Here is a 21,271-nt window from a genome sequence, read left to right as displayed (position 1 = left end):
ATGATCTGAAAGCCGCGTAGTTGTTTTAAAAACTGCGCTGGAAAAATCCAAATGCAGATGCGAACTTTCTACAATTTATTTTATTGTATCGGTATTGCATTGTTGTTAGTTTTGGATTCGCGGGATCCTCAACAACAGTCTGGAGAGATGCATAATGGCAACTGCTAAGAAAAAAGCAACATCGAAGGCGAAGCCAAAGGCAAAAGCTAAACCTAAAGCGAAGGCAAAGCCTAAAGCGAAAGCCAAGCCTAAAGCGAAGGCAAAGCCTAAAGCGAAAGCCAAGCCAAAGGCGAAAGCCAAGCCTAAAGCGAAAGCCAAGCCTAAAGCGAAAGCCAAGCCTAAAGCGAAAGCCAAGCCTAAAGCGAAAGCCAAGCCAAAGGCGAAAGCCAAGCCTAAAGCGAAAGCCAAGCCTAAAGCGAAAGCCAAGCCTAAAGCGAAAGCCAAGCCTAAAGCGAAAGCCAAGCCTAAAGCGAAAGCCAAGCCTAAAGCGAAAGCCAAGCCTAAAGCGAAAGCCAAGCCTAAAGCGAAAGCCAAGCCTAAAGCGAAAGCCAAGCCTAAAGCGAAAGCCAAGCCTAAAGCGAAAGCCAAGCCAAAGGCTAAAGCTAAGCCAAAGGCTAAAGCTAAGCCAAAAGCGAAAGCTAAGCCCAAGGCAAGAGCCAAGCGCAAGGCGCCAGCGAAGAGAAGGTAGGCTGCCGATACTGGAAAATGACCCGTTGGAAGCGATTTCAGCGGGTTTTCTCGTTTAAGGTGCGGCAGAAGTTCTGATCATGGGCGGAGCGTGATGCCTCGCTACACCGCTATATGTCGTTTTGTGCCAGAGTGTTGTAGTTCTGAAAGCTCGACTGCTGGTCGGCAAAGTCGACGGCAACAGCATTGCGACTTCTATACCAATCCTTTACGGCGCGTTGGCCTTTATCCAGAAAGGCCGGTAGAGATTCCAGACAGGCACTGCGCAATGCGGCGCAGAGGTACTGTGCCCTCACTCCGTCAAACGCATAACTGATGTCCGTAGCAGTGCTTTCTGACAGTGGTGCGATCAGGCGCGTCACCAGATCTGCGGGCAAATCTGGCGTGTCGCAGCTTACGACCACTAACAGCTCTGTTCGAACAATCGACGCAGCAGCTTCCATTCCCGCCAACGGACCCTGGAAATCCCTGCGTGTGTCGGCGACTGTGCGCGAGCCGTATTCCGAGTAGAGTGAGAAATTTCGATTGCAACTGATTACGATTTCAGCCACCTGGGTTGTCAGTCTTTCGCTCACGTGCGCGACAAAAGGCTTTCCCTGCCAGTTGATCAAGCCTTTGTCACGATGTGCGACTCGCCTGCCTGCACCTCCGGCTAGAATCAGGGCTGTGATGTTGTCGTTTACCGAAGAAATGGCAGGGTACCTATATACACGGTGACATGGTCTGCAGCTCCTCTTCAGTACAGAGAGGCCGCGTGGTTTTTGGCTTCAAGGTAGTGCGTGTTTGAAGCTTGCTGTGTGATAATCGCACGCGTCTACAGTAACAGTTTGGTTTTGCGAAGGGTACAGGGTTTCATCATGCTATCGAGAGCACAATGACAGGAATATTGGCCATAGAGACTGCCACGGATGCGTGTTCCGTTGCGTTTGCACGTGATGGTGTGTGTACTACTCGTCATCAAGTCGCGCCGCGTCAACACAGCCAGCTGATTTTTTCCATGCTGGGTGAGTTATTACAGGGCGGTAATCTGCGTGACCAAGGTGTGGAAGTGCTGGCATATGGCTGTGGTCCCGGGTCTTTTACCGGGTTGCGTATCGCTGCCAGTGCAGTACAGGGGCTGGCATACAGCAGCAAGCTGCCGGTGGTGGCAGTCTCGACGCTGTCGGTTGTGGCGCAGACGGCCTTGAGGTTGGGTGTTGTTCGTGTGGGTGACCCTGTGTTGTGCATCCTGGATGCCCGCATAAACGAGGTTTATAGCGCCGTCTACGTGTTCGTGGAGAATCGGGCGATACTGCGCGATGGCCCCTGGGTATGTGCGCCGGGTGAGCTGGCGCCGGCAGGGGAAGAGCCCCTGCAGGTAGTCGGCAGTGGTGGCAGTTTTATTCAGCAGTTTGCCCCGTCTCTACAGGCACGAATTCGATCCTGCAATCCCTCGGTGTTGCCAGATGCGCAAGATCTGATTCCTTTGGCGCTGGAGAAATACAGGAATGGAGATTGCCAGCAGGCGCGCAATGTCCAGCCAGTTTACCTGCGCGATGAAATTTCCTGGAAGAAGCTCGCTGAGCAGGGAAAGCGTCCATGATTGAGTGGTATCAAGCGGTCGTCCTGGCGCTGGTGCAGGGCCTCACCGAGTTCCTGCCTGTGTCCAGTTCAGCTCACTTATTGTTTCCTTCTCTGCTACTGGGCTGGAATGATCAAGGCCTCGCCTTCGATGTCGCGGTGCACGTGGGTACCCTTTCGGCGGTATTGCTGTACTACCGCGAAGATCTGTTGCGTATGGCCACACGCTGGCTGCAATCTCTGGGTGGTGCGCCGACCAATGACGACAGCCGTATGGTCTGGTATTTGGGTTTGGCCACAGTGCCCGCCGGGCTGGTAGGCCTTTTTATGGGCGACTTTATTGAGTCTCACTTACGCACGCTTGTGGTTATCGCTACAACTACGCTGGTCTTTGGTCTGCTGCTGGGTGTGGCGGATCGCCGGGCGAGCCACTCCGGTCCGGAGCGCTCTCTCAACTTACCGGTCGCTCTACTCATCGGTCTTGCTCAGGCGCTGGCGCCGGTGCCTGGTGTATCGCGCTCCGGCATCACGATGACAGCGGCACTCCTGCTGGGCTTACAGCGGCAGTCAGCAGCCCGCTTTTCATTCCTGTTGTCTATCCCCATTATAGCCAGTGCCGGTTTATTGAAAGCCTGGGAACTGGTGAATAGCGGAGTCAGGGTCGACTGGTTGATACTGGGGCTGGGTGTTTTGGTGTCCGGGGTATCGGCCTATGCCTGCATCGCAGCATTCCTTCGCCTGCTCGATAAAGTGGGTTTTATGCCCTTTGTCTATTACCGCATAGGTCTGGCGCTCGCGCTATACTTGGTCTGGCTTGTTTGAATACTCACTATTACTGTTTTACCTACCATAGGCCTCTGCATGAATCAGGATGACTTCAACCAACAATTGGCTCGTTTTCTGGCGGCTTCCACTACTCCCTTTCACGCCGTTGCGCAGATGGTGTCTCAGCTGTCTACAGCGGGTTTTACTCGACTAACAGACGATGCGCAATGGAAGATCGAGTCCGGTGGTCGATATTTTTTGACCCGCAACGATAGCTCGATAGTGGCGTTCGTGATCGGCAGCGAGAGCCCTGCAACTCAGGGTATGCGAATGGTTGGTGCCCACACCGACAGCCCCTGCCTGATGGTTAAACCCCAGCCTGAGATCCATTCGCAGGGTTTGTTTCAGCTGGGTGTTCAGGTGTATGGCGGAGCATTGTTGAACCCCTGGTTTGATCGCGATCTTTCGCTTGCCGGACGAGTGAGCTTTCTCGATGCTGACGGTCAATTGCGCGTTGCTCTGGTGGATTTCAGGGACGCGATTGCTACAATACCGAGCCTCGCAATTCATCTGGATAGGGAGGCCAATAAAAACCGTGAGGTTAATCCGCAGACGGCCATTGTCCCTGTGCTCTGCCAGGCAGACGCAGACCATACGATGAACTTTCGAGAACTGCTGCAACAACGCTTACAGCAGGAGTATCCGGAAAAATCCGTCGAAAAAATTCTCGATTATGAACTGTCCTTCTATGATACGCAGGCACCGGCACTGGTCGGTTTGCAGCGGGAGTTCATCGCCTCCGCACGCCTTGATAACTTGCTCAGTTGCTTTACCGCTCTGCAGGGCTTACTACAGAGCGACGGTAAGGTTAGCGGCCTTTTGATCTGCAATGACCACGAAGAGGTGGGCAGTGTGTCTACTTCAGGTGCGAATGGCCCGCTGCTGACATCGGTGCTTAATCGTCTGGCGGGTGACAGCGCAGGATACGCGCTGCTGGCAGAGCGTTCGATGATGATCTCCGCAGACAATGCCCACGCAATACATCCAAATTTTGCTGACCGGCATGATGAAAATCACGGTCCGCAGCTCAATCATGGCCCGGTGATTAAGGTCAATGCAAGTCAGCGCTATGCCACCAATAGCGAAACCAGCGGCTTGTTCCGTTTATTGGCGGAGCAGGAAGGTGTGCCTGTACAGTCCTTTGTCGTGCGCAGCGACATGGGCTGCGGCAGCACGATTGGTCCGATTTCAGCCGGAGCCACCGGTATTCGTACTCTGGATATCGGTGTGCCCACGCTCGGTATGCATTCCATTAGGGAGTTGGCCGGCAGCCGGGACGCCTGCGATCTCAGCCGAGTTCTACGCCGATTCTATAATCACAGCGGCGCGCTGTGTGCGACCTGATTGCGGGCAGTGAAAGTACTTCTGTTGTCGGCCTACGCGGCGCGCAGTCACCGGCACTGGCAGGACATGCTGCAGGCGATGTTCACAGATTGGCATTGGCGTGTGCTCACGATGCCGCCGCGTCATTTCAGCTGGCGCATCAGAGGCAATGCACTATTCTGGTCCATGGCCGAGCGAGATACCCTGGAGGATGGCTACGATCTGCTGGTTGCGACCTCGATGGTGGACCTGGCGACATTGAGAGGCCTGGTACCTGCGCTGGCACAAGTGCCCAGTGTATTGTATTTCCATGAAAATCAGTTTGCCTATCCGCAGGCCAACCAGCAGCACACCTTGGTGGAAGCCCAGATAACCAGTCTCTATTCCGCGCTGGCCGCCGATCGGGTTGTATTCAACTCCCACTATAATCGCGATTCCTTTTTGGCGGGGTGTAGCGCACTCTTGCGGAAGCTACCTGACTGTGTTCCACCTGCTGTAGTGCCGCAGCTGAGTTCGACATCAGTCGTCCTTCCCGTCCCACTCTACGATGCGTGCTTTGAAAAGACGGTACCTGTCTGGCCTGCTGAACGGACTATCGGGCGACCCCTGCGGGTGCTGTGGGTTGGGCGATTTGAGCACGACAAGGGCCCCGACGGACTGTTGCGTATACTGACCGTGCTAGAGAAACAGGGGCTGGACTATGAGCTGGCGATGGTAGGGCAGCAGTTCCGTCAAACCCCAGCGGTATTTTTTGATATACAGGCCGCGTTTGGGCATCGGTTGGTGCACTTCGGCTACCTGCAAACCCCAGCCCGCTACCGGGCATTGCTGCGGGCTGCTGATGTCGTTCTGTCGACGGCAATGCATGAATTTCAGGGTCTGGCGGTGATGGAGGCAGTGGCAGCCGGGGCACGACCGGTCGTGCCCGATAGACTGGTATATCCAGAAATTTATCCCGCCGAGTGTTGTTATGCATCATGTCCGGATGACCCCGAGCGAGAAGCGGGGGCGGCAGCCGCCTCGATAGTCGCAGCAGCGCGTCATATGGAAGCGTGGGACGCAGCCAAGCCTGATATGGCCTGCTACAGCGTGTGTGCGCTGGCTCCGCGGTATGAGGAGCTGTTTGCTGATACCGTCGGGGTTCAGGATAGCCACTAGCGGGGAATGCCAGTATCATTGCTGCCTTTTGTGGGCAGTTGGAAAATCATGAACAAGCAACGCGTACTAACCGGTATAACGACGACGGGCACGCCGCATCTGGGCAATTATGTCGGGGCCATTCGCCCGGCGATTGCCGCTTCTGAAGATGACTCTGTCGAGTCTTTTTTCTTTATGGCAGATTACCACGCACTGATAAAATGTAGCGATCCCGAACTGATCCGCGAATCCAGCAAACAGATCGCCGCTACCTGGCTGGCGCTGGGGCTGAATACCGACAAGGCTGTTTTCTATCGTCAGTCTGATATTCACGAGATTCCTGAGCTCACCTGGGTGCTGAGTTGTAATGCAGCCAAGGGGCTGATGAATCGCGCGCACGCTTACAAAGCGGCGGTACAGGTGAATGAGGAGGCCAAAGAGGATGCTGATTTTGGTGTCACGATGGGCCTTTTCAGTTACCCGGTGCTGATGGCAGCAGATATCCTGATGTTCAACGCAGCCAGAATTCCGGTTGGCCGCGATCAGATCCAGCATATAGAAATGGCCAGGGATATCGCCCAGCGTTTCAATCACAACTTCACCGAGCTGTTTACCATACCGGAGGCCGTGGTCGGAGAGGACGTGGCTATATTGCGTGGACTGGATGGTCGCAAGATGAGTAAAAGCTATAACAATACAATTCCTCTATTCTTGCCCGAAAAAGCGTTGAAAAAATCTATCAATAAAATAAAAACCAATCTGCTGGAACCCGGGGAGCCGAAAAATCCTGACGATTCTACTGTTTTCCAGATATGGGAAGCGTTTGCTACGCCGGATGAGACCGCGCGTATGCGCAGCGAGTTCGCCAATGGGATCGCCTGGGGAGAAGCCAAAAAGCAGCTGTTTGAACTGATAAACGGTGAATTGGCCGAGGCAAGAGACACCTACAACCGTCTGATAGAGGATCCCGGCTATATAGAGAGTATTCTTCTCAAGGGGGCTGAACGAGCGCGGGAACACAGTGCGCCTCTTATGAGCAAGGTTCGCGAGGCTGTCGGAATAGGTGCCATTCGCTAGCGAAGTCGCTCACAATGCCGGCCTCTCCGGCATTGTTGGAGGCTCACGTCTGTAGCACCGGTGACTTAGGTCGGCTCCGGCCTGGGTGGCATCCCGCCTGCCGACTCACCTTGTGTACCGGGTGCGGTAAAAAGTGCCTGTGAGTCCACGTGAGTAAAGCGATCGTGACGTGATTCACAAATCACTAGAGATTGTTGCTATAAACCTTACATATGTGCAGCAAAAACTTCTTTTTCGAATGCTAGTATGTCATTGTCGATCACGTGAATATACAGCCTGATAACGAATTACAGCAGTGGGGAAGGGTAGCTCAACGGCTTCACTTGAGAGTTCAGGTCCGTCGGGAATATAGTAAAAGTGGAGGCAAGTGAAGCAGTGAATCGTCCAGTACAAGATCATGAGATTCTGTCGGCTGTCTTTGCCAAAATGGATGTGCCCGCTATGACGGTTGCAGCGGGTGTCCTCTGTTCGCTATTGCTGTTTCTCGCCACCGCTGTCCTACTTTTGCAGACAGTACCCGAAGGTTACCCGGTAGGCCCGCACCTCGGCGCGTTGGGTGAGTATCTTCCCGGCTATGAGGTGACGTGGCGCGGTTCTGTTTACGGCGCCCTATACGGTTTTTTGATTGGTGCTATCGGTGGTTTCGTTACAGCTGTTTACTGGAACTTGACGCACTATGTCGCCCTTGGGGTAATGCTTATCAGTTCTGCTGAATTGGCAGATTGAGGCCGCAGCACAAATGGGGAACTACCAGAATATGCAGGCCGCAAATCAAAATGTACACGGTGTGAATCTAACCTTGCTGAATGCGGCTATCAGGTTCAATGCGCTGATGCTGGGTTTTACCGCGGGAACACTGGCTGCTGTGATTGTCTATTTCGCGACGATGATCTCGCTTGCGAAATGGGGGGATCACTCCGGGAACTACCTGGGGTTGCTAGCGATATTCTTTCCCGGTTATTCGGTGTCGGACAGCGGCGCATGGGTCGGTGCGTTCTGGGCCTTTGTCTATGCGGGCACTTTCAGTGCGCTGAGCTACAGGTTGTATGGACGCGTTCTTGGTACACGTATTTCAGATATTTTACTCAGCTCCACCCCCACTGAAAACCCGGTACTGAAACCCTCTGTATTGCGATTGCATGGTGTCAGTCTGGGCGCGGCCATCGGGGTAATGGCGGGGCTTAGCCTGTTTTTCTCAACGACCTGGCTGGTGGTTCGCGGTACGGCCGACGAGAGTGTACACGCGGCACTATTTTCGAACTATATACCTGGATACAGCGTGAGTATCCCCGGTGCGTTACTGGGCGCTGTGGAACTGTTTGTAATGGTTTTCGTCGCCTGTCTTCTGCTGGCGAGTGTGTACAACAAAATAGTGGAAACACGACATCAATAGTATCAATGACATGGCTACGATAAATAAAAAAGAACATGTAGTAATACTGGGCGCCGGTCCGGCGGGGCTTGCTACCGGACACGAGTTGAGTGTCAGCGGTGTCAAGGTATCCGTGCTGGATCGCAATGACTTTGTTGGCGGGTTGTGCAACACCAATGTTTACAAGGGTTACAAGTTTGACCTGGGTGGGCACCGCTGGTTTACCAAAAATGAGGATCTGAATAATTGGTTTCGCCGCTTGATGGGCAGTGAAATTGTCTGGGTCGAGCGCATTAGCCGAATCTACTACGACGGTGGTTACTACAGCTATCCGATCAGTATTTTGAACGTTATCAAGAACACCGGTATCCCCACTATAATTTACGCCGGTGTAACCTATCTGGTTTCCGCGTTGCAGTATTCAGTCTTTAACAAGCAGATAAAGAACATGAAGGACGCCTATGTGGCGCAGTTCGGGGGCAAGCTCTACGACATGTTCTTCCGACGCTACAGCGAGAAAGTTTGGGGGCTGCCCTGTGAAAAGCTTTCTTCCGATTGGGTGTCGCAGCGCAGTGCGGGTCTGTCAATCTGGACTGTGATCCAGGAGTCGCTTCTCAAAACCAAATCTGATAATGAAAGCCTGATTGAAGAGTTTATGTACCCGCGCGACGGCTACGTGCGGATACCGGAACGCATGGCCGAAGACATCGTCGCGAAAAATGGTAAGGATTCTGTCAGGCTCGAGTCGACAGTCACCAAAATCAAGTACCATGGTCCAAATGACTTTGAGGTCATATATTCCGACAAGGATGGTGTGGAAACCTCGGTGCCCGCAACCTCCGTTGTGTCAACCATACCACTGGGTGTATTGCCCCGGATTCTTGAACCCGCCTGTGATCAGGCAGTCATCGACGCCGCCCAGGGGCTTTCGTTCAGGGCTCTCATCACTGTGAATGTGATACTGAAAAAAGAGCGTGTATCCATCGATACCTGGCTTTATATCCAGGACGAGGACATCCTCTTCGGTCGATTACATGAGCCGAAAAACTGGAGCCCGGCAATGGTTCCGGATCAATCGACAACTTCTCTGGTGCTGGAATGTTTCTGTACCAAGGATGATCACATCTGGAGCATGACTGATGAAGAAATCGGCCAGCGCTGTGTTGAGGATCTGGAGCAGAAGCTCAAGTTTATCGACAGTTCAGAGGTGATCGACTTCACCTGCGTCAGAACACTGCAGGCTTATCCGGTATACGACCTGGAGTACGCGGATAAAATCGCCACTATCAACAACTTCCTTTCCGGCTTTGAGGGCCTGCATATCGTCGGTCGCGGCGGTACGCACCGCTACAATAATGCCGATCACTCCATTGAGATGGGGCTTTTGCTGGGTCGAAAGATTCTCGGGTACGAAGTTGATCATATGGAAGTGAACACTGAAGCTGAGTACCATGAGATAAAGACATCCAGAGATCTCAAACGCGATTACTATGTCATTGAGGAAGAGTGCAACTGAGTTCCGCTTCATGGTTTCAGTAAACATTCCCACAATCGAAAAGATAACCCCGATGGATGAGGTGGTCATTGTTCCTGTTATTGGCATCGCTGAGGGTTGACCATTTGTGAATACAGCGATGAGTGACATCGGAACAGTCGGAAATCCCGTAGGACAGATACCTGACAAGGCCCTTCGTATCAGTGCCGTTATGCCTGTTTACAACGGCGCGGAGTTTATCGTCCAGAGTTTGCCGCCCCTGCTGGACATGCAGCAGCGCGGTGAAATTCTGGAAGTCATAGTGGTAGATGACGGCTCTACCGATCGCAGCCCGCAGATCGCTAAGGCGCTCGGCGCATTGGTGCTCTCTTCCGGGGGGCGTGTGGGGCCGGGCGCAGCGCGCAATCAGGCAGCAGAGGTGGCTAAGGGTGAGTATCTCTGGTTTGTCGATGCCGATGTTGTAGTGCATGCGGATGCTGCAGAGTGTCTTGTCAGAGGATTCACTAATGAGCAGATCGTCGCTGTCTTTGGTTCCTATGACAGCAACCCGCCGGCGCGAAATTTCTTTTCCAGATACAAAAACCTCGTCCATCACTACTACCATCAACATGCTAACGATGAAGCTCAGACGTTCTGGTCCGGCTGCGGCGCCGTCAGGCGTGACGTATTCCTGGCTTCCGGTGGATTTGATGTAGAGCGCTATCAGTACCCCTCGATAGAAGACATTGAGCTTGGGCATCGACTGATTGAGGCGGGGGGTAGGGTGAGATTACTGCGTGACGTCCAATGTACACACCTGAAGGTCTGGCGATTTGGAAACCTCGTACACACCGAAATATTCAGGCGCGCTATACCCTGGTCCCGGTTGATACTGGGTTCCGGATCAGGCATACCCAATGATCTCAACGTGGGGATGTCGGAGCAGGTTCGCGCCGGTATTGCCGGCTTCCTGTTTCTTTCAGTACTTGCTTACCTGGCTGGGATTGTTGGGCTTTCGGCTCCACTCTTAATAGCATTGCTGGTGTTGTATGCCAACTGGGAAATCCTGCAGTTTTTCTATAGAAATGGTGGTGCGCTGTTCGCCTGTGGCGCGCTGCTATATCATCAGGTGTACTATTTATACAGCGCCTCGGCATTTGCCTGGGTATACCTTGAGCAGAATGTGCTCAGACGCATCTCCGCCGGGTAAAGCCGTTCCTGATCACCCTTACCCCCTGGGGAACTGATGCCATCGCGCCGGTTCATGCTATCAGGCGAAACCTGCAATAAGCATGAATTTCTAGTAATATTCTCTGTGCAGACTCTGCTAGAGTATGCGGCCTGAAAACTGCAGGCTATTGTCCCCCCCGATGAAAGTGCTCTCCCTGACAACTCTGCGCGAACTGCTCGCGTTGTCGCTGCCCATTGTTGTGTCGCAGGGTGCGTTCGCGGTCATGGTGTTTACCGACCGCCTATTCATGTCCTATATCGACGCTGCGCATATCGCCGCAGCTTTGGGAGGGGGTGTGGCATCGTATTTCTGCTTTTCGCTGTTCATCGGCCTGATCAGCTATGGCAATGCACTGGTCGCCCAGTACTACGGAGCGGGAAGCACTGAAAAATGCTCGCTCGCGATGTCGCAGGGTGTCCTGATAGCGCTATGCAGTACACCCGTGCTGTTGCTGATTGCGTATTTCGGTGGCGAGGTCTTCGGCATGATCGGGCACGATCCACGACAGGTGCCGCTGGAACAAATCTACTTCCAGATATTAATGGCGGGCAGTGTCTTTACGTTGATCAAGGCAAGCCTGGCCAGCTATTTCTCCGGCATTGGCCGTACCCGGATAGTAATGGTTACAGACTTGTTGGGTGCCGCCCTGAATATCCCGCTTTCGTGGATGTTGATCTTTGGAAAATTTGGCCTTCCCGAACTGGGGATCGCCGGTGCCGCCCTGGGAACGATCATTGCGACAGTTTTCACTATTGGCATCTACCTCCTTTTTTACCTCGCAAAGGAGCACCAGCACCAGTTCCACGTGGCTGCCTCTTTCCGCTACGATGCGGCAATTATGCGCAGATATTTGCGCCTTGGTATGCCCTCGGGTCTGGAGACTTTCATGAACGTCTCCAGTTTCAACCTGTTCCTGCTATTGTTTCAAACCTATGGCGTGATCGAGGGTGCCGCGATTTCCATTGTGTTCAACTGGGATATGCTGTCATTTATACCCATGACAGGATTGAGTATCGGCGTGATGAGCCTTATCGGCAGGTCCGTGGGTGCCGGGAATATGACGCGAGCAAACCAGATTATCTCGTCGGGTCTGATTGCCGCGCTGGGCTACTCTATGTTGCTGGCAGTGCTGTTTTTAGTGTTCCGAACTGAACTGGTCAATGTATTTGCGACGCAGGGTGATGAGTTCTCGGAAATTCGAGAGTTGGCCACCTATATGATGATTGGCCTGGTCAGTTATGTGGTTGCTGATGCCTGCATTCTGGTCGCTGGCGGAACTCTTCGCGGTGCCGGTGATACGCGCTGGATCATGATTACTTCGATCTCGTTACACTGGCTGATGCTGTTGGCGCAATATTTTGTGATTGTGGTATGTGATTACGGTCCGCGCGTATCGTGGTGGGTGTTCGTAGCAATGCTGATATCGCTCGCCTTGCTCTATCTCATACGCCTGTTTGGTGCTGCCTGGCGCGAACCAGCCCGATTGGCACGTGTGATGTATGAATGAGTTGAAACGCCTTCTTATAGTGTGAGAAAGCGGCGCAGTAGGCTATCTGAACCCTTGTGCTGTTCGCGCGTTACCAGTAACTGCGCCAGTTCATTCTCGATCTCTGACGATACTTTTGAACGCAGGGTCTTCAGTGTTTTCTGCGCTGGCGTTTTTCCCTTGTAACGTGTGAGGTCTAACGGCTTGCCGAAGCCAAGGAAGCAGCGCTGTGGTTTTGGAAAGAGGGTGCCGAGGCTGCCGGTTGGAATGGGGGGAAGTATGTCCTTACGAATGTCCTCATGCAACAGGCCCAGCCTTGTCAGCACTTTACCAAGTGCTGATTCAGGCAGATCCTCTCCTTCGAGGAGGTGGTCATAGAATTCATCCGGCCCGACCAGGGCGAAGGGCATTATAGTGTAGCCGTGCATGGCAGCCAGTTTCACAAATCCGTACCGCTCCTTCCACTGCAGTTCGTAGAGTTTTGAAGTGGGCTTGACCGCTTCATAGGCGCCGCCGGGAAAAACCAGTAAATCCTGCTTGTCCTCCATCAGGGCGGTGCACACCTGCGGATGTCCCATCACCAGCCCGTTGGCGAGCAGAAAATCAGCCAAACTTTTGTTTCCGAACAGAAATTTGTCCCCCATGCCGCGGGGAAACCGATTCAAATCCTTCAGAAACAGCGGGGAGAGAATCGCGCCATCTAGCGCAAACAGCGAGTGGTTGCCGACGAACAGACAGGGCTCTTGGGGGATCTTCTCGGCGCCGATGATCATGGGGTTGAACAGTTGCTTGATGACGCGGTAAGTCACTTCCATGGTCAGCCCGCGCGGCGGTTCCACCTTGAGAGCTTTGCGTATGTGTCGGTGCAGTGCATCCTCGTCGCCCAGCGGATCGCTGTCTTTGTCAAAAAGGGACATGGTTGGGTAGCCTGTGAAATCCTGAAAGTATACCGATGCAAACTGTTTCAGCCTAGAGAGATTTAAGGTCGGCAGCTTTCGATGTCGACAGATTTGGGCTAGAGTGCAGACAGTTCTTTGATCGTGGCGAGGGTGTATTTATGAAGGGCAAGCATGTGGCTATTACTGGCCCGACGGCAGGAATCGGACGTACCACGAGTCTCGAGCTCACCCGGCAGGGTGCTCAGTTGACGTTATTGTGTCGCAGCGAGGACAAAGCGGAGCTGCTGGCACAGGACATCATCGCGCAGGGAGGACTTCCGCCTGATATAGTGATCTTGGATATGGCCAGTTTGGACAGTGTACGGGCCGCTGGTGACACACTGGCAGCGCGGGGCAAGCCCCTGGATGTACTGCTGAATAACGCCGGTTTGATTAATACCTCCCGCAAGGAGACTGTGGATGGCTTTGAGGAGACGCTGGCGGTAAACCACTTTGCCCCATTTCTCCTGACAGGGCTGTTGTTGCCTTTGCTGCAACAGGCCAGTGAGGCACGTATTGTCAATGTCGCCTCCGACGCACACAGTTTTGTGAAGAACATGGGTTTTGACGATATGCAGGCCACTCAGAGCTACAAGACGTTTCGTGAGTACGGTCGCTCAAAACTTGCCAATATACTTTTCACGCGGCGCCTTGCCGGACAATTATCGGGGCAGGATATCACTGTAAACTGCCTGCATCCTGGGGCTGTGTCGACCTCTCTGGGCACGCAGAATAACGGGCTTCTCGGCAAGCTGTTGCCGCTGTTGTTAAAGCCCTTTTTCCGAACACCGCAGCAGGGCGCGGCGACCTCGATCTTCCTGTGCAGCAGTGATGATGTCGCCGGTATCACTGGCGAATATTTCGTCGATTGCAAGGTGCGAAAACCCAAACCGTGGGCGCGCGATGATGCTGAGGCAGATCGCCTGTGGCGCTACACAGAGGATTGTCTCCAATACGCTTTCCCTGTCTAGTTTGAGCAATCGGACAGCTCCGTTGCAGAACTGCGTGGTACACGCCCATCCTATGTTGATGTATCCGATTTCGTTATTGAGGCATATGTCCCAAAAGACGCGCTTGGAAGTGGACGCCCGGATTGGAATATCATAATGTCAGTGACCCTGCGAGGCAGGAAGCCATCCAGAGTAGAACTATCTGGGAAATGAAAACGTTTTTTGGGTAAACCCGGGTAACTGACAATAATCGAGAATTTACATGGGTGATTCGAACCCCGGAACATCGCAGAATACCAAAGTAGTGATAACCGGTGGTGCTGGTCTGGTAGGCCAGAACCTCATTATCAAGCTGCTCGCCAATGGCTGTAGGGACCTGCATGTCATCGATAAGTCCAGTTCCAATCTCGCCATAGCCGCCCAGTTGCATGAGGGTGTGACGTTCAGTGAGGCCGATCTGTCTGAAACAGGTCCTTGGCAGGGCTCATTGGCGGAAGCGGATGTTGTAGTTTTACTGCATGCGCAGATCGGTGGAATTGAGCCGGATGCATTTCAGCGCAACAATGTGACTGCCACTAAAAATGTTCTGGATGCAGTGCCGCGTAGCGCCTACATCGTGCATGTCAGTTCTTCTGTTACTGAGTCGGCTGCGAACGATGATTACAGTAATACCAAAGCCATACAGGAAGAGCTGGTTGTAAACTCCGGGCTGCCCTACACCGTCTTGCGGCCCACTCTGATGTTTGGCTGGTTTGATCGAAAGCACCTGGGCTGGCTGTCGCAGTTTATGTCCGCCTCGCCGGTATTTCCTATCCCTGGAAATGGCTACTATATACGTCAACCACTTTACGCTGGTGACTTTACCGACATTATCATGTCGTGCATCGAGAATCGCCCGGGCTCCGGTTGCTATAATATTTCGGGCAAGGAAAAAATCTCCTACATCGATATCATCCGCAGAATCAAATCAGCCAAGCGCAGTGCATGCCTACTTATTAAGATTCCGTATTCGCTATTCTATTTCCTGCTAAAGGTTTATGCGCTATTCGATCGGGACCCGCCGTTTACAACAACGCAACTGCAGGCGCTGGTGTTGGATGAAGTGTTCGAGGAGATCGACTGGGAACATATTTTTGAAGTCACAGCAACGCCGCTCGACCGTGCAATTCACGAAACCTTTGCACACCCCACATACAGTAAAATCAGGTTGAAATTCTAGCTATGGCGAAGATTGCGGTCGTTGGCGGCGGGCCCATGGGCCTCGCAACAGCATACCATCTACTCAAGCAAGGTCATCAGGTGACACTCTTCGAAGCGGATATGACGCTGGGCGGTATGAGCGCATCGTTTGAGTTTGATGGTATCCGGATTGAACGCTATTACCACTTTATCTGTAAGTCTGACGATCCGCTGTTCGAGCTGCTGGCTGAGCTGGATATCGACAACACCTTGCGTTGGGCACAAACGCGAATGGGTTATTACTACAAGGGGCGACTTCAGAATTGGGGCGATCCCGTTGCCTTGCTAAAATTTCCGGGTCTGGGCCTGATCAGCAAAATTCGCTATGGCTTGCTGGCATTTATATCGACGAAACGCAGTGACTGGACAAAGCTGGATGGTGTCGATGCGGTGAGCTGGTTGAAGCGATGGGTAGGGCCGAGCGCCTACGACATCCTGTGGCGACCGTTGTTCGAGTTGAAGTTCTATCACTATACTCCGAATCTCTCGGCGGCGTGGATCTGGTCCCGTTTAAAGCGGGTCGGCACCTCCCGTAAGAACCTTCTGCAGGAAGAGTTGGGGTATCTGCAGGGCGGGTCGGACACCTTTCTCGACGCTATAGCGGCGCGTATTGAAGCAATGAACGGAGACATCCGTCTCAAAGAATCTGTGCAGGAAGTAGTCATTGAGAATGGAGAATTGTCCGGGGTTCGTACGCAGGCCGGGCATTTCGAGTTTGATCGAGTGGTCAGCACCATCCCCATGCCCTATGTTTCCGCTATGGTGCCAGCATTACCACCGGCGATTCTGGCCAAGTACGACTCCGTGAATAATATTGCGGTGGTCTGTGTACTGGTGCATCTGAGTGAGGCGTTGACACCCTATTTTTGGTTAAACATCAGCGATCCAGAAATCGATATTCCGGGCCTCATCGAGTACAGCAATCTCAACCCACTGGGCGGACACATCGTGTATGCGCCATTTTACATACCGGGTGAGCACCCCGATTACCAGAAAGATGATGCGTTTTTCATCGAGAAGGTACGCCGCTACCTGGTTGCAGTAAAACCGGACCTGGTGGAGTCAGATATTTTGAAAATAGCGGCCGGCAGGTACCGTTATGCCCAGCCCATTTGTGAGCCGGAGTTTTCGAAACGACTGCCGCCGATCAGTCCCGGGGTGGAGGGCTTGTACATCGCCGATACCTGTTATTACTATCCAGAGGACAGGTCAATATCCGAGAGCGTCAAGCTTGGCAGGACTCTGGCAACGATGGCTGGTGGTCAGGATTGAGCAGGCTCCGAAATATTTCCGGGGCGGTAGGGAGCACGAGATTCATACGGTTTTTGTTGGCAGGGGGTTTGGCCGCAGTTGTCAATTTCGGCAGCCGCTTTTTCTACAACCTATTTGTCGATTTCAGCACAGCGGTCGTGCTGGCGTTTATCACCGGGTTGACCACGGGTTATCTCCTTAATAAACGCTATGTGTTTACCACTAGTGGAAACTCTGTTGCCCAGGAAGTCAGTTGGTTTGTGATTATTAATCTGTTGGCTCTGGCGCAGACGTGGGGATTAAGTGTCTATCTGGTACAGCTGCTGCCGGAATATATCGGCACAGACACCCCCGGAGGTGGCGCTATGGTTGCCGCACTTGCGCACGCTGCGGGTATCCTGTTGCCTGTGTTTACCAGTTATATAGGACACAAGTACCTTACGTTCAGGGAATAGCTTACAATTCGCGGATAATAACGTATCGAGGGTGCAGTGAATGGGTAGTGAGATGAGCAGGGAAGAGGTCGTCCAGCTCCAGTATCGGCAGCGATTTTCGCAGGCTACTGACTATCGGAATGCTCTATGGTCTGTGCTTTGTAGCGATTTCTTCCAGCGCTATATCGATCGGCAGTCGATAGTGCTTGATCTCGGCTGTGGTTGGGGGGAATTCAGCAATAATATTTCAGCGCGCAAGAAATATGCGATGGATATGAATCCGGATGCGGCAGCGCGATTGAATGAGGATGTCGAGCTGTTTTCGCAGGATTGCTCCAAGCCATGGCCGTTGGCAAATGACAGTCTGGACGTCGTCTTTACCAGCAACTTTCTTGAACACTTACCCGACAAAACGCATGTTGAAGCGACCATCACAGAGATAAAGCGCTGTCTCAAACCCGGCGGTCGGATGATCGCAATAGGTCCCAACGTGCGACTGTTACCCGGCGCCTATTGGGATTTCTGGGATCACCATGTCCATATCTCTGATCGCTCCCTCGCTGAATTGCTTGGCATGAATGGGTTTGAGGTGACAGAACAAGAAGCCGCGTTCCTGCCCTACACCATGTCAGATGGAAAACAACCGAATTTGCTGCTGGTAAAGTTGTATATCAGGTTTCGCATATTCTGGAAACTGTTTGGTAAACAGTTCCTTGTTGTGGCGCGTGCCGGCGCTTAAAGTAGACACATATCAGGCTATCTATCGTGTCCCACATGTCAGAAAATGCGAAATCCCGGATTCCACTTTGTGTCGATCTCGACGGAACGCTGGTCAATACTGATACGCTTGTTGAATCAGCTATTCTGTTGATCAAGGTAAACCCACTCACCGTTTTTTTGATGCTGCTCTGGCTGCTGCGCGGCAAGGCCTGTCTCAAGCAGATGATTGCCGCCCGAACAACATTGGATGTGACTACCCTCCCGTATAACCAGTCCTTGCTCGATTGGCTGAAGGAACAGAGCGAGGCGGATCGCGAACTGGTATTGGTAACTGCCGCAAACGAGCGTATAGCCAATGCGGTGGCAGCACATCTGGACATCTTTTCTCAGGTGATTGCCAGCAGCGATGCCAATAATATGTCAGCAGGCAACAAGCGAGATAAGTTGGATTCGCTATTCGGCAAGGGTGATTATGATTACGTGGGCAATAGCCGTGATGACCTGATGGTATGGGCGAACTGTCGCCGTGCGGTGGTGGTAAATGCCAGCCCCGCAGTGGCGACCGCTGCTGCCACAGTCGCCGAGGTTGAAGAGAGCTTTCCCGCGACAGTGAGCCCGTGGAGGGCAATTTTTAGTGCGATGCGGCCACACCAGTGGAGCAAGAACTTACTGGTGTTCGTCAGTATTATGATTGCGCAACGCTACAACGAGGTTGACCTGCTCGTTGCCACAGTACTGGCGTTTGTTGCGTTCTGCCTGTGCTCTTCGTCCGTTTACCTGATTAACGACCTGCTGGATCTGCCGGCGGACCGTAAGCACAGTGAAAAGCGCTATAGACCCTTTGCAAGTGGGCAGGTATCGCTGCTGCTGGGGATATCGGCAATTCCGGTGCTGTTACTACTGTCAACCATTATTGCACTGGTTGCGGGGCCAATGTTTTTTGGCGTTTTGTTTTGTTACTTTGTGATCACGCTATCCTATTCCTTCTACTTTAAGCGCCTGGCGCTGCTGGATGTTCTGACACTTGCAGTGCTTTACACTCTGCGTATTCTGGCGGGAGCTGCGGTTGCAGGAGAGATGCCCTCAGTCTGGCTGGTGTCATTTTCGATGTTTCTTTTTACCAGCTTGGCTATGGCCAAACGTTACGCAGAGCTCAAATCACTGGAGCTTGAGGCTGGTGAACCTGCCAGTGGCCGTGATTACCGGGTAACCGATCTGCCGATTATCGCGCAATTTGGCGTGGCCTCGGGTTACATTTCTACGCTGGTAATGGCACTTTATATCGACAGCTCCGATGTGGCAGATATTTATCACAACCAGCGCGTGATGTGGCTACTGTGTCTGCTGTTGATGTACTGGATTGGCAGAATCTGGTTGCTTGCCAGTCGCGGAGAACTTCATCAGGATCCTGTCGTGTTCGCGACCCGGGACAAAATCAGTTACGTCGTATTCGTCATTGGTTTACTAACACTTCTGGCTGCCCGCTGATGAATGGTAGTTGGGGCGGCCTCCCTATTGCCAGTGCTGAACGCATTGTCGAGCTGGATTGGCGATTCGAACCGCTGCCGGAGCTGGGGGCAACTGACTCGGTTCTGCCGTTTGGGAACGGGCGCAGCTACGGTGACAGCTGCATCAATAGCTGTGCTACGCAGATCAGTACCCGGCGACTCAACCGGCTGATACGGTTTGATGTAGAGCAGGGCGTTTTGCATTGTGAAGCGGGCATGACCCTGGATGAGGTTCTGCAAGTTGTGGTACCCCGAGGCTGGTTTTTGCCCGTACTACCCGGTACCCGTTTCATTACCGTCGGCGGTGCTGTCGCCAATGACGTACACGGCAAGAACCATCATCACGCTGGTTCGTTTGGCTGTCATGTGCGGTCCCTGACGCTGTTGCGTAGCGATGGAGAGCGCTATCGCTGCTGCCCGAGCGAGAATGCGACACTTTTTGCGGCTACCATTGGCGGTCTTGGGCTGACTGGTCTCATTGTTAGTGCCGAGATACAGCTTGTCCCGCTAGGTTGTGATCAGATGGAGGTCGAGGATGTGACATTTTCCTGCGTTGAGGAATTTGGACAACTGAGTCGAGATAGTGCCGATTGGGAATACAGTGTCTCCTGGATTGATACCGTTGCGCGCAATGGACAGGTGGGCCGAGGAATCTTCTCGCGCGCCAGGCACGCCAGCGGCAGCGGAACGCTCAAGCCCGGTCGTCCTCCGCGTATTACGGTACCGTTGACACCCCCCGTATCGTTGGTTAACAAGTGGACGGTTGATATTTTCAATCGCGCATACTTTGCACGCCGCAAACAGAGTACTGGGCTGCAGCGTATACACTATCAACCCTATTTCTTTCCGCTGGACGGCATCGCTTGCTGGAACCGCGTCTATGGCAGCAAGGGGTTCTACCAATATCAATGTGTGGTACCCAGGGAGGGTGGTGAAGCGGCCATCGAAGCGCTGCTGCGCGAAGTTAATCGCAGTGGAGCAGCATCTTTTCTAACCGTGCTAAAAGAGTTTGGCGAGCAACGCTCACCGGGAATGCTGTCCTTTCCTCGACCGGGTTTGACTCTGGCTATCGACTTTCCCAACCGTGGCGAGCAAACAATACGTTTACTGTCGTCGTTTGATGAGATTGTGCAGACCGCTGGCGGCGCGATTTATCCGGCCAAGGATGCTCGCATGCCGGCGACATTATTCCGTTCTGGCTTTCCCAGATTGAGGGAGTTTGTACCCGAGATGGACCCGAAATTTTCTTCGACGTTTTGGCGCAGGATTCAGAGATGAACAATTCAGCAGAGCAGGGTGCGGCAGCGGGGAGTGACAAACGTATTCTGGTGTTCGGTGCCACCTCCGCTATCTGCCATGAGATACTGAAACTCTATGCGGCGCAGGGTGCGTCATTTGTGCTGGTGGCCAGAAATAGCGAAAAAATAGCTGCGATTGCCGATGATCTGGAAGCGCGTGGCGCTAGAGTTGCAGCAACGCATTGCTACGATTTCAATGACTGGCAGCAACACGAGGGCGCTGTGCGTATAGGGGTGCAGAGTCTGGGCGAAATTGATATCGCTATCGTTGCCCATGGGTCCCTTCCTGAACAGGCAGAATGCGAGTCGTCCAGCGCCGCGTTAAAAGCGTGTATGGACGACAATTTTACCAGTGCGGCCATTGTCACAGAGGCCTGCGCAAAGCAGTTTTCCAGGCAGGGCCGCGGTACTCTGGCGGTTATCTCATCCGTAGCAGGTGACCGCGGACGCAAAAGCAATTATGCCTATGGCGCCGCGAAGGCTGGAATTGACGCTCTGTTGCAGGGGTTGCAGGGCAGATTCGCCGGCAGCGCTGTGAAGGTCGTAAATATCAAACCGGGCATGGTCATATCACCGATGACCGCCCACATGCAGCACGGCGCTATCTGGGCCACAGCGGCAGACATCGCCCCTGCCATTCAAAGCGCGATAACGCGTGGGCGCAGAGTCTGCTATGTGCCCGGCTACTGGCGCGTGATCATGCTCATCATCCGCACATTGCCTACCGCGTTATTGGCACGGCTGCCGATATAGGCCTGCAC

General features: G+C 53.2%; 21 protein-coding genes. 19 read left to right on the top strand and 2 right to left on the bottom strand.

Features of this window, described 5'->3' with window-relative positions; genetic code table 11:
* Window positions 1-154 precede the first annotated feature (154 nt).
* Window positions 155-688, top strand: a complete 534-nt coding sequence (locus AC0L6S_RS06505; RefSeq protein WP_473427611.1) for a hypothetical protein — start codon at window positions 155-157, stop codon at window positions 686-688.
* Window positions 689-797: 109 nt separating this feature from the next.
* Here AC0L6S_RS06505 and mobA read toward each other — a convergent pair whose 3' ends face one another.
* The gene (gene mobA / locus AC0L6S_RS06500) at window positions 798-1,346 is read right to left on the bottom strand and encodes a molybdenum cofactor guanylyltransferase MobA (RefSeq protein WP_473428558.1); all 549 of its coding nucleotides are present in this window, start codon (window positions 1,344-1,346) and stop codon (window positions 798-800) included.
* Window positions 1,347-1,561: 215 nt separating this feature from the next.
* Here mobA and tsaB point away from each other — a divergent pair, with 215 nt between their 5' ends.
* The 10 genes from tsaB (at window position 1,562) to AC0L6S_RS06450 (ending at window position 12,193) form a co-directional block, all read left to right on the top strand.
* On the top strand, window positions 1,562-2,269 hold the full coding sequence (gene tsaB / locus AC0L6S_RS06495) for a tRNA (adenosine(37)-N6)-threonylcarbamoyltransferase complex dimerization subunit type 1 TsaB (protein ID WP_473427610.1): 708 nt from the start codon (window positions 1,562-1,564) through the stop codon (window positions 2,267-2,269).
* On the top strand, window positions 2,269-3,069 hold the full coding sequence (locus AC0L6S_RS06490) for an undecaprenyl-diphosphate phosphatase (protein ID WP_473428556.1): 801 nt from the start codon (window positions 2,269-2,271) through the stop codon (window positions 3,067-3,069). The genes tsaB and AC0L6S_RS06490 overlap by 1 nt, the downstream gene beginning before the upstream one ends.
* Before the next feature lie 39 nt (window positions 3,070-3,108).
* Window positions 3,109-4,416: a M18 family aminopeptidase gene (locus tag AC0L6S_RS06485; RefSeq protein ID WP_473427609.1), complete on the top strand. Its 1,308-nt coding sequence runs from the start codon at window positions 3,109-3,111 to the stop codon at window positions 4,414-4,416.
* 9 nt (window positions 4,417-4,425) lie between these two features.
* The gene (locus tag AC0L6S_RS06480; protein ID WP_473427608.1) at window positions 4,426-5,553 is read left to right on the top strand and encodes a tRNA-queuosine alpha-mannosyltransferase domain-containing protein; all 1,128 of its coding nucleotides are present in this window, start codon (window positions 4,426-4,428) and stop codon (window positions 5,551-5,553) included.
* A 48-nt stretch (window positions 5,554-5,601) separates the two neighbouring features.
* Entirely contained in the window at window positions 5,602-6,609 is a 1,008-nt protein-coding gene (trpS, locus tag AC0L6S_RS06475; RefSeq protein WP_473427607.1) for a tryptophan--tRNA ligase, read from the top strand.
* A 375-nt stretch (window positions 6,610-6,984) separates the two neighbouring features.
* Window positions 6,985-7,335, top strand: coding sequence for a hypothetical protein (locus tag AC0L6S_RS06470; protein ID WP_473427606.1), 351 nt, complete (start codon window positions 6,985-6,987; stop codon window positions 7,333-7,335).
* Between the two features lie 31 nt (window positions 7,336-7,366).
* On the top strand, window positions 7,367-8,002 hold the full coding sequence (locus tag AC0L6S_RS06465) for a hypothetical protein (RefSeq protein WP_473427605.1): 636 nt from the start codon (window positions 7,367-7,369) through the stop codon (window positions 8,000-8,002).
* A gap of 10 nt (window positions 8,003-8,012) precedes the next feature.
* Entirely contained in the window at window positions 8,013-9,497 is a 1,485-nt protein-coding gene (locus AC0L6S_RS06460) for an FAD-dependent oxidoreductase (RefSeq protein WP_473427604.1), read from the top strand.
* Window positions 9,498-9,615: 118 nt separating this feature from the next.
* Window positions 9,616-10,665 carry a glycosyltransferase family 2 protein gene (locus tag AC0L6S_RS06455; protein WP_473427603.1) on the top strand — a complete coding sequence of 350 codons (1,050 nt, stop codon included), beginning with the start codon at window positions 9,616-9,618 and terminating at the stop codon, window positions 10,663-10,665.
* Window positions 10,666-10,825: 160 nt separating this feature from the next.
* Window positions 10,826-12,193 carry an MATE family efflux transporter gene (locus AC0L6S_RS06450; protein WP_473427602.1) on the top strand — a complete coding sequence of 456 codons (1,368 nt, stop codon included), beginning with the start codon at window positions 10,826-10,828 and terminating at the stop codon, window positions 12,191-12,193.
* Window positions 12,194-12,207: 14 nt separating this feature from the next.
* Here the strand turns inward: AC0L6S_RS06450 and AC0L6S_RS06445 are convergent, their stop codons facing one another.
* Complete coding sequence (locus AC0L6S_RS06445; RefSeq protein WP_473427601.1) at window positions 12,208-13,089, bottom strand: lysophospholipid acyltransferase family protein; 882 nt, start codon at window positions 13,087-13,089, stop codon at window positions 12,208-12,210.
* A gap of 140 nt (window positions 13,090-13,229) precedes the next feature.
* On the opposite strand from AC0L6S_RS06445, the gene AC0L6S_RS06440 reads away from it, so the two are divergent.
* The 8 genes from AC0L6S_RS06440 to AC0L6S_RS06405 all read left to right on the top strand — a co-directional run bounded on the left by AC0L6S_RS06440 (window position 13,230) and on the right by AC0L6S_RS06405 (window position 21,263).
* Window positions 13,230-14,081 (top strand): SDR family NAD(P)-dependent oxidoreductase, encoded by an 852-nt coding sequence (locus AC0L6S_RS06440; protein ID WP_473427600.1) that lies wholly within the window; start codon window positions 13,230-13,232, stop codon window positions 14,079-14,081.
* A gap of 241 nt (window positions 14,082-14,322) precedes the next feature.
* Complete coding sequence (locus AC0L6S_RS06435) at window positions 14,323-15,279, top strand: NAD-dependent epimerase/dehydratase family protein (protein WP_473427599.1); 957 nt, start codon at window positions 14,323-14,325, stop codon at window positions 15,277-15,279.
* 2 nt (window positions 15,280-15,281) lie between these two features.
* On the top strand, window positions 15,282-16,571 hold the full coding sequence (locus tag AC0L6S_RS06430) for an NAD(P)/FAD-dependent oxidoreductase (RefSeq protein WP_473427598.1): 1,290 nt from the start codon (window positions 15,282-15,284) through the stop codon (window positions 16,569-16,571).
* A complete protein-coding gene (locus AC0L6S_RS06425; protein ID WP_473427597.1) occupies window positions 16,568-17,005 on the top strand; it encodes a GtrA family protein in 438 nt (145 codons plus the stop codon). Before AC0L6S_RS06430 ends, AC0L6S_RS06425 begins: the two co-directional genes overlap by 4 nt.
* Window positions 17,006-17,045: 40 nt before the next feature.
* The gene (locus AC0L6S_RS06420; RefSeq protein ID WP_473427596.1) at window positions 17,046-17,723 is read left to right on the top strand and encodes a class I SAM-dependent methyltransferase; all 678 of its coding nucleotides are present in this window, start codon (window positions 17,046-17,048) and stop codon (window positions 17,721-17,723) included.
* Between the two features lie 35 nt (window positions 17,724-17,758).
* Entirely contained in the window at window positions 17,759-19,192 is a 1,434-nt protein-coding gene (locus AC0L6S_RS06415; RefSeq protein WP_473428555.1) for a UbiA family prenyltransferase, read from the top strand.
* Window positions 19,192-20,490, top strand: coding sequence for an FAD-binding oxidoreductase (locus tag AC0L6S_RS06410; RefSeq protein WP_473427595.1), 1,299 nt, complete (start codon window positions 19,192-19,194; stop codon window positions 20,488-20,490). The genes AC0L6S_RS06415 and AC0L6S_RS06410 overlap by 1 nt, the downstream gene beginning before the upstream one ends.
* Window positions 20,487-21,263 (top strand): SDR family NAD(P)-dependent oxidoreductase, encoded by a 777-nt coding sequence (locus AC0L6S_RS06405; protein WP_473427594.1) that lies wholly within the window; start codon window positions 20,487-20,489, stop codon window positions 21,261-21,263. The genes AC0L6S_RS06410 and AC0L6S_RS06405 overlap by 4 nt, the downstream gene beginning before the upstream one ends.
* Window positions 21,264-21,271 lie beyond the last annotated feature (8 nt).

It is taken from the genome of Halioglobus sp. D3-4 (genome assembly GCF_055809315.1).
The sequence above is the reverse complement of the archived record's forward strand: the minus strand, read 5'-3'. Positions and strand labels throughout refer to the sequence as shown.

Coding starts and splice junctions, on each gene's coding strand:
- AC0L6S_RS06420 (WP_473427596.1), top strand. CDS start 17,046: ATGGGTAGTGAGATGAGCAGGGAAGAGGTCGTCCAGCTCCAGTATCGG.
- AC0L6S_RS06445 (WP_473427601.1), bottom strand. CDS start 13,089: ATGTCCCTTTTTGACAAAGACAGCGATCCGCTGGGCGACGAGGATGCA.
- AC0L6S_RS06435 (WP_473427599.1), top strand. CDS start 14,323: ATGGGTGATTCGAACCCCGGAACATCGCAGAATACCAAAGTAGTGATA.
- AC0L6S_RS06440 (WP_473427600.1), top strand. CDS start 13,230: ATGAAGGGCAAGCATGTGGCTATTACTGGCCCGACGGCAGGAATCGGA.
- AC0L6S_RS06405 (WP_473427594.1), top strand. CDS start 20,487: ATGAACAATTCAGCAGAGCAGGGTGCGGCAGCGGGGAGTGACAAACGT.
- AC0L6S_RS06460 (WP_473427604.1), top strand. CDS start 8,013: ATGGCTACGATAAATAAAAAAGAACATGTAGTAATACTGGGCGCCGGT.
- trpS (WP_473427607.1), top strand. CDS start 5,602: ATGAACAAGCAACGCGTACTAACCGGTATAACGACGACGGGCACGCCG.
- AC0L6S_RS06455 (WP_473427603.1), top strand. CDS start 9,616: ATGAGTGACATCGGAACAGTCGGAAATCCCGTAGGACAGATACCTGAC.
- AC0L6S_RS06415 (WP_473428555.1), top strand. CDS start 17,759: ATGTCAGAAAATGCGAAATCCCGGATTCCACTTTGTGTCGATCTCGAC.
- AC0L6S_RS06505 (WP_473427611.1), top strand. CDS start 155: ATGGCAACTGCTAAGAAAAAAGCAACATCGAAGGCGAAGCCAAAGGCA.
- AC0L6S_RS06450 (WP_473427602.1), top strand. CDS start 10,826: ATGAAAGTGCTCTCCCTGACAACTCTGCGCGAACTGCTCGCGTTGTCG.
- AC0L6S_RS06485 (WP_473427609.1), top strand. CDS start 3,109: ATGAATCAGGATGACTTCAACCAACAATTGGCTCGTTTTCTGGCGGCT.
- AC0L6S_RS06465 (WP_473427605.1), top strand. CDS start 7,367: ATGCAGGCCGCAAATCAAAATGTACACGGTGTGAATCTAACCTTGCTG.
- AC0L6S_RS06430 (WP_473427598.1), top strand. CDS start 15,282: ATGGCGAAGATTGCGGTCGTTGGCGGCGGGCCCATGGGCCTCGCAACA.
- tsaB (WP_473427610.1), top strand. CDS start 1,562: ATGACAGGAATATTGGCCATAGAGACTGCCACGGATGCGTGTTCCGTT.
- AC0L6S_RS06410 (WP_473427595.1), top strand. CDS start 19,192: ATGAATGGTAGTTGGGGCGGCCTCCCTATTGCCAGTGCTGAACGCATT.